The sequence below is a fragment of the Longimicrobium sp. genome (genome assembly GCF_048594345.1).
Taxonomy (GTDB): domain Bacteria; phylum Gemmatimonadota; class Gemmatimonadetes; order Longimicrobiales; family Longimicrobiaceae; genus Longimicrobium.
This window is the reverse complement of record NZ_JBMDXM010000220.1, coordinates 1-3,676: the sequence shown is the minus strand read 5'-3', so window position 1 is coordinate 3,676 and position 3,676 is coordinate 1. Positions and strand designations below refer to the sequence as shown.

At 70.5% G+C, this 3,676-nt stretch carries 4 protein-coding genes; all 4 read right to left on the bottom strand.

The genetic code is table 11. The features are described 5' to 3' along the window. Positions 1-240 precede the first annotated feature (240 nt). Positions 241-900: a transglycosylase SLT domain-containing protein gene (locus ACOJUJ_RS23265; protein ID WP_420129311.1), complete on the bottom strand. Its 660-nt coding sequence runs from the start codon at positions 898-900 to the stop codon at positions 241-243. A gap of 56 nt (positions 901-956) precedes the next feature. Beyond that, positions 957-1,451 carry a cyclic pyranopterin monophosphate synthase MoaC gene (gene moaC / locus ACOJUJ_RS23260; RefSeq protein WP_420129310.1) on the bottom strand — a complete coding sequence of 165 codons (495 nt, stop codon included), beginning with the start codon at positions 1,449-1,451 and terminating at the stop codon, positions 957-959. 158 nt (positions 1,452-1,609) lie between these two features. After that, positions 1,610-2,755: an ATP-binding protein gene (locus tag ACOJUJ_RS23255; RefSeq protein WP_420129309.1), complete on the bottom strand. Its 1,146-nt coding sequence runs from the start codon at positions 2,753-2,755 to the stop codon at positions 1,610-1,612. A gap of 456 nt (positions 2,756-3,211) precedes the next feature. After that, the coding region (locus ACOJUJ_RS23250) for a murein hydrolase activator EnvC family protein (RefSeq protein WP_420129308.1) at positions 3,212-3,676 on the bottom strand (465 nt) is incomplete at its 5' end.

Sequence of the window (3,676 nt, the reverse complement as noted above, 5' to 3'; positions counted from 1 at the left end):
GAACGCCCAAAACGCCTCCGCGCCTCATCAGTTCCTCCGCGCCTCCGCGTGATGTTTTTCCGTCGTTCCTCTGATTGCACAACGAACTGCGAGAAATGGTATGGGATAGAGGCGGGGCTCGCGCGGAGGAAACCGGCCTCCTGTGTCGATTCGCTCCGTCGGCTGACGCTCCGGAAAACCGAATCGCCCCGCCGGCGCGTGCCGGGCGGGGCGATTCTCGTGAGTTCGAACGGATCAGGGTCAGCGGCGCTTGTCGCGCTTTCCGAGCACCATCTCCACGTACCCGTTGTTGGGATTTTGCCCGGCGCGCAGCAGCTGGTCCACGCGGTCCGGGCCGCGGTTGTAGGCCAGCAGCGCCAGCTCCAGGTTGCCGTTGTACTTCTCGATCAGCGTGCGCAGGTAGCGAAAGCCGATGCGAAGGTTGGTGTCGCGGTCCATCAGGGCCTCGCGGCTCACCCCCCGCTTGAAGTACCGCGCCGTGGACGGCATGAGCTGCGTGAGCCCCACCGCGCCCACCGGGCTTACCGCGCGCCGGTTGAACTCGCTCTCCGCCCGCACCAGCCCGAACGCCACGTGCGATTCGATCCCCTCGGCCAGCGCGATGTCCTCGATCCGCTCCGCCAGGTCAGCCGGAATGCCGAACTTGGAGGAGTGCTCGTGGATGCGCTTGAGCCGCGCGATCTCCAGCTGCTGAAGCTCGAGGGCGCCTTCCGGCGACGCCACGCCGAGCGCTTCCCGCCACTGCACCACCGACGAGTCCGCCGACTGCACCCCCAGAAAGAACGCTCCCACAAAGAGCAGTCCGCCCACCAGCATCACGCGGGTGGTGGCGGAAAGGTTCAGCCGGGTTTGTTTGCGGGCCTCTACGTCGGCCTGCAATTTCAGGATCAGTGCCTGCATGGATGTGCCTCCGTTGTGCACGGGTCGGAGACATACGGAGCAAGGGATATGCCGGGTCAGCCCTCAGGGCCCGCCTCCCACGTGCCGCTCCGTCCACCTTCTTTTCGCAGCAGCCGCACCCCGTCCAGCACCATCCCGCGGTCCCTCGCCTTGCACATATCGTAAACGGTAAGGAGGGCGCAGCTTACCGCCGTGAGCGCTTCCATCTCCACGCCGGTCTTGGCCTCCACCCCCACCGTCGCCGTCACCCGCACGCCGGGCAGCGACTCGTCAGCCTTGACATCCACCTCCACCGAACTGAGTGGAATGGAATGACACAGGGGGATCAGGTCGGGAGTCCGTTTTGCCCCCATGATTCCCGCCAGCTGCGCGATCACGAGCACGTTCCCCTTGGGCGTGTCACCGGCCACAATGGCGCCCAGCGTCTCCGCCGACATGCGGATTGTGCCTTCCGCCACGGCGATTCTGCGCGTGACCGCCTTGCCGCCCACGTCTACCATGCGCGGGCCGCCTGTCTCGTCCAGGTGGGTAAAACCGGGGTCGTCAGACATCTTTTCCGGGATCGGGATTCTGTTCCACAGGCGGTGGGACACGAAAGGGACCATCGTGCAAACGGATGGCGCGTCAAGCCCCCGGGGTGATACGCCTGCCGATGCAGGTCGCCATCGACACCGCCGGCTCCCCCTTTGGCCGAGTCGATCGGACGCCCCTACGCCAGCGCGCGGCGAATGCCACCCAGCAGGTCAGCCAGGATCAGCTGCGGGTTCACGTTGCCGGACGCGAGCTCCTGCGCCTCCTGCACGCGCAGAATGGCGCGCGCCACGCCCTCCGCGCGTACGCCCGGGCGGGCGGCCAGCTTGCGCAGCAGCGCCTCGTCCGCCTGGGTGGTGTAGGCTACGGATTCCGGCGCGCCCGCCGCCACCGCCATCAGGTCGCGCAGCCAGAGCGCCAGCGCCCCCAGCGCGCCGCTGAACTCGCCGCGGGCGCCGGACGGTGCCACCGCGTTCGCCGCGGCGAAGCGCCCCGCCTCGCTGTCCGCCAGCGCCGCCGTCAGCAGGTCGCGCCCCATCTCGCGCAGCCGCTGCGCCGTCCCCGCGCCGCCCGCGCCCGGCGTCAGGCGCAGCGCCCGCCCGATCGCGCCCTCGGAGATGGAGGCCAGCGTCGCCGCCTCCGCGCGGTCCATCGACAGCTCGCGCACCAGGAACTCCGCCACGTCTTCCGGCGGCAGGCGCAGCAGGCGGATCGGAAGCACGCGCGAGCGGATGGTGGGCAGCAGCGCGCCGGGATTGGAGGAGGTGAGGATCAGCGTGGTGTCCGCCGGCGGCTCCTCGAGCAGCTTGAGGAACGCGTTGGCGGCTTCGGGGCTGGACTCCTGCGGCACCATGGCCTCCGCGTCGCCCACCACGAACACCTTCCGCGAGCCCACCGACGGGCGCATGGAGGCCAGGCGCTGCAGGTTCTGGATGGTGCCCATGAAGTACGCGGGCGCCTTTTCGAACTGCGGCACGTGGTGCGGGTTGGCGCGCCGCGCGGCGAGTTCCGCGCCGCGGGCCTCCTCCAGCTTGTCGCGCAGCTTTTCGGGCGTGGACGCGTCGGGGCGGGGAAGGGGAAAGAACCAGTGGACGTCAGGGTGCTCCAGCCGGTCGATCTGCCGGCAGGCGCGGCACTCGCCGCACGGCCCGTCATCGCGCGGCTGCTCGCAGAGCACCAGTTGCGACAGCCAGAGCGCCACCCGCTCCTTGCCGATGCCCGCGGGCCCGTGCACCAGGAGCGACTGCGACAGGTTGCCGATGCGCGCCGCCGCTGCAAGCATCGCCAGCGCGTCCGCGTGGCCGTAGACGGGGGGGAGGGGCATGAACTGCAGGGAATAGGGAACAGGGAATAGGGACTAGCCTGCAACTGCCGCCGCGAGGCTGGACCCTCACCCGCTCGCTTAGGCTCGCACCCTCTCCCGCAAACGGGAGAGGGTATAAACGTCAACGGCGCCGACGTGTCTCCACAGGTGCCGAAGGCCGTCTGCACGCTGATGCATCCTGGCGCGCAGGCCCTCGCCCGTACGAGCGGTTGAAGCCCCGCCGGGCGAGCTCCGCGAGCCCAGGGCGGGGCTTATGGCCTTTCCAGCCGCGGCTTTAGCCGCCCCAGCGTGAGGCCGGTCGTAGTGGCCTCGTCGCCGCCCCGGCGCGAGGTCGGCCGTGATGGCCACGTCGCCGCCCCGGCGCAAGGTCCGGCCGTGATGGCCTTGTCGCCGCCCCGGCGAGGTCTGGCCGTGACGGCATCATCGCCGCCAAGGGCGAGGCCGGCCGTCATGACGCTACCGCCGCCCCCGCAGCCACCGTACCGGGTCCACCGCGCCGCCGCCCGGCTCGCGGATCTGGAACTCCAGGTGCGGGCCCTCCGGCGACGTCTCGCCGCCCACGGTGCCAAGCGTCTGGCCCTTGGTGACCTGCGCGCCGGGGCGGACGTGGACGTCCTTGAGGTACAGGTACAGGGAGTAGTAGCCGCCGCCGTGGCTGACGACCACCGTGGGGCCGTACCCTTCGAACGGCGCCGCCATCTCCACCGTCCCCGCCTCCACCGCCCGCACCGGCGACCCCACCGCCGCGCCGATCCCCACGCCGTTGTAGCGGATGGTCGTTCCGTTGGGCTGCGTCGCGCGGCCAAAGTTGTAGACCAGGCGCCCGCCCACCGGCCAGTCCAGGTTCCCCACGTCCGCCGTCGTCATCGTCGAGGCGGCGGGGCGCGGGGCGGCGGGACGGGGCGCGCCCGGGGCCGCGGG

Excerpts from the sequence above, each read along its gene's own strand:
- ACOJUJ_RS23265 (WP_420129311.1), bottom strand. The coding sequence starts at position 900 with ATGCAGGCACTGATCCTGAAATTGCAGGCCGACGTAGAGGCCCGCAAA.
- moaC (WP_420129310.1), bottom strand. The coding sequence starts at position 1,451 with ATGTCTGACGACCCCGGTTTTACCCACCTGGACGAGACAGGCGGCCCG.
- ACOJUJ_RS23255 (WP_420129309.1), bottom strand. The coding sequence starts at position 2,755 with ATGCCCCTCCCCCCCGTCTACGGCCACGCGGACGCGCTGGCGATGCTT.